This window comes from Streptomyces sp. NPDC093801 (assembly GCF_040701585.1).
Lineage (GTDB): Bacteria > Actinomycetota > Actinomycetes > Streptomycetales > Streptomycetaceae > Streptomyces.
Window position 1 is genome coordinate 1 of record NZ_JBFBDP010000100.1, and the last position, 3,186, is coordinate 3,186.

The window sequence follows — 3,186 nt, forward strand, 5'->3', positions numbered from 1 at the left end:
CCCGCCCGCGGCTCGTGCTCACGGACACCGCGACCGCCCGGGAACTGCCGGAGCACGAGGTTCCGACCGTCAACCTCGACGACCGCGCCGCCTGGTCGGGGGCAGCCGGCCCCAGCGCGCTTCGCTTGCTGGAGCCTCGCTTCGCGCTGCCCCCGACCAGGCGGGGAGGAAGGCAGCCGGCCCTGGCGCGCTTCGCTTGCCAGGGCCTCGCTTCGCGCTGCCCTCCTCCCCGCCCGCCGGCGCTTCGCGCCTCTGGGCAGCGGCACCCGCCCCACGGTGCCCAGCCCCCGGAGGTCCAAAACCCGCTTTGACCTGGGGATTTTCTTTCTTTGAGGGGTGCCATCCACTCGACATCGTGCTTCTAGTGCGATATCTTTGTCTTGTTGGTCGGCAGTGACAGTCGGCCAACGAAGCCGAAGCACCAACCCAGAAGATGAAGGAGTGGTTTCTATGTCCACGAAGTCGGTTCCCGGTGACGGCGCCTACGCGAAGGGCGCGAAGGGGAGTCTGTTCGTCGAGCCCCGCCGGGGGTTCGTGGCGGTCGCCCGCAACATCGCCCGCAGCGTGATGGTCCTGCGCCAGCGGTGATCTCACCCCTCGTAAGGGGCTTCCGGGGCGGGGACGGACGGACAGCGGCAAACCCGCTGGACCTGTCCGGCCCCGTCCCGGGGGTCGACCTCAAAGCGGTGGGGCTCCTTCTGGCCCCACCCGCGCTGACGGGGGAGTTCTACCCCCTCAGCCTGTGGCGCGGAGTCGAACGACTCCCCGTGCGCCCCTTCGCACCGGCAGCTCACCCCCAGGGACTGCGCGCAGCATTCGGGGACTCCGTTCGGGCTCTGACAGCGGACGCCGAGGTGATCGGGGTGGCCCTCTCCGGTGGTCTGGACTCCCTCGCGGTGCTGCTCCATGTGTGCGAGATCGCAGGTAGCCGACCTGTGATCGCCTTCACTGGCGACTACCAGGACGACCGAGGGCGGTCGTGCGTCGCGATGGTTCGGAGGCTGCTTGCAGACCTACGGCTTGGCGACCGTGTCCGCTTGGTGGCCGTTGACCCGGAGCGGCACCGTGCAGCGCCGCCGTGGTCTCCCACGGGACCGAGGCTCGACGCAGCACCTGAGACCAACGCGGGTCTTTCGGCGCTGGCAGCCGACCTGGGGGTAGGAGTGCTCCTCTCCGGAGTGGGCTCCGACGAACTCTTGGGAGTGCCCCGCTACGCAACAGCGGAGATCGCGCACCACCACGGGGCGCGGGCAGCGCTCCGCTACCTGCGGGACGTGGGCCGCGCCGGGCCGGGGGTGGCCGGGGAAGCCGCCGCCATCCTTGCTCGGGCATTTCCGGCCAGCGTCAGCGGGCAGGCCTACTGGGCGACGAACTGGCCCGAGTGGGCCAAACCCACGGCAAGCGAAGTGTTGGCAGAGCCCTACCGGCAGCACGCGACGGACTGGGGCCGGGCATGGGTGGAGAGGAGGATCGCCAACCACGCCCGACGCCAGCGCTCATGGGCACAGGCAGACGCGTTCGATGCGTTCTGGCCGCATGAGGTGATTGGGGCAGCGGGGCAGGTCAGGGAAGCATCACCGTTCCTGACGGAGGGGTTTCTCGCCGCCGCGTTCGCTGTTCCCCTCGCCGCCCGCTACCGGCCGGACCTCCCGACGGCTTACTGGCGCTGCAAGTCGCTGGTTCTGTCTCTGATGCCTGACCAGGTGCTGTCAGCCTTGCCACGGCAGAAGTCCTACTTCACGGCGGCCCTGGCCGGGGAGGCGGCGCACCTCGACGCGAGCGCCCCCCTCCTGACGGTTGAGTGCGGACTCATCGACCGGGCCAGGCTGGCCAAGGAGACAGATACCGCCATGCTCTTGGCGGTATCAGCGGTGGAACAGTGGCTCATCGGAGCCGAACAGATCGGTGCACAACTGACCTGATCTCGTGTGGGGGGCGGTGCGCCACACCGCCCCCCACTGGACACCAAGGAAGGGACTGGCCATGGTCATTGCTGTGAGTTCTCCGCCTGGCATCATCACCTTGCGCCCGTACACCCCGGCCGACACGTCCGCCGTTCTGGCCTTGATCAACCTGGAGCGGATCCCGGGGCAGCCGGTCACCACAACCGAGATGCTCTCCGATGCGCTCGAAGGGCGGTCGGCGGTCGACGCCGGATGGTGGGCTGACCTTAACTCGCCGTCGACCTGGGTGGCCGTCAGCGGGCCCAGCAGGGTGGTCGGCGTGGTTTCCTACGCGTGGCGCCCCAAAGACCGCACGGGGCTGCTTCTGTGGCTTCACAGCGGCGAGGAAGAGGCCGTAACCGAGACCCTCATTGACCACGTCGTTACCACGTTCGCCCCGAACCCCGTTGAAGCGTTCCAGTTTGCCTGTGCGCTCTCCCTTGGCCTGGAGGCTCTGCCCATCGGGCACCGCCCGGTCACGGACGCGGTTCTTCGGCGAGCCGGATTCGCAGGCGAGAGGCTTTGGCGCTACATGCGGGCTGACCTCCCGGCAGTCAACCTGCCCAGGCTGGCCCGAGTGAAAGAGAGCACGTCCAACGGGGATAAAGCAGCTATCAAGCTGGAGTCCCACCGGTTCTGGCGCACCGTCACAGCCGAAGCCGAAGTAGGACAGCCAGTGCAAGGCATCGGAGTCCTCTGGTGGATCGAGGTATCCGAGGCAAGCCGAGGCAGAGGCCTAGGAAGACGCATGCTCGGTTCTGCGCTCGCCCGACTGACAGACCTTGGTGCCCGACAGGTGATCCTCTACGTGGATGACGACGCACCACCAGGGGGCCCACGGGACCGCACGGCAGCCAACTCCCTCTATGAATCAGCAGGATTCACAGAGGTCGATCGCCTCTACTCCTACAAGCTCGAAGCCACTCAATAACCCCAGGGAAGACCGGGCCAGGTGGGCTGTTGCCAGCAGCCCGCGAAGCGGGCAGGCCTGGAGGCGAAGCCGGAAGGCCCCAGGGCGGGGGAGCGCAGCCGGACCCGCCCAACGGGCCGAAGGCCCAGACCCCGTGAAACGGGGTCAGTTCCCGGGGGAGCGCAGCGGACCCGGGAACCAGTCCGAAGCGAAGCGCAGGACCACCGGCCCCGGAGGGGCCGGCCTCGGCCGCGCGCAGCGCGGCCGGCCCCCGCCCCACCCCGCAGCGCCGATCGGAAGAGCACACCTCATAAAAACAGACACCCACAGACA

Annotated in this window: 3 protein-coding genes; all 3 read left to right on the forward strand. The window is 68.5% G+C overall.

What is annotated here, in order from left to right; all coding sequences use genetic code 11:
• Positions 1-450 precede the first annotated feature (450 nt).
• The 3 genes from AB0469_RS40985 (at position 451) to AB0469_RS40995 (ending at position 2,874) form a co-directional block, all read left to right on the forward strand.
• Positions 451-588 (forward strand): hypothetical protein, encoded by a 138-nt coding sequence (locus AB0469_RS40985; protein ID WP_366456702.1) that lies wholly within the window; start codon positions 451-453, stop codon positions 586-588.
• A 179-nt stretch (positions 589-767) separates the two neighbouring features.
• Positions 768-1,922, forward strand: coding sequence for an asparagine synthase-related protein (locus AB0469_RS40990; RefSeq protein WP_366456704.1), 1,155 nt, complete (start codon positions 768-770; stop codon positions 1,920-1,922).
• Between the two features lie 61 nt (positions 1,923-1,983).
• Complete coding sequence (locus AB0469_RS40995; protein ID WP_366456703.1) at positions 1,984-2,874, forward strand: GNAT family N-acetyltransferase; 891 nt, start codon at positions 1,984-1,986, stop codon at positions 2,872-2,874.
• Positions 2,875-3,186 lie beyond the last annotated feature (312 nt).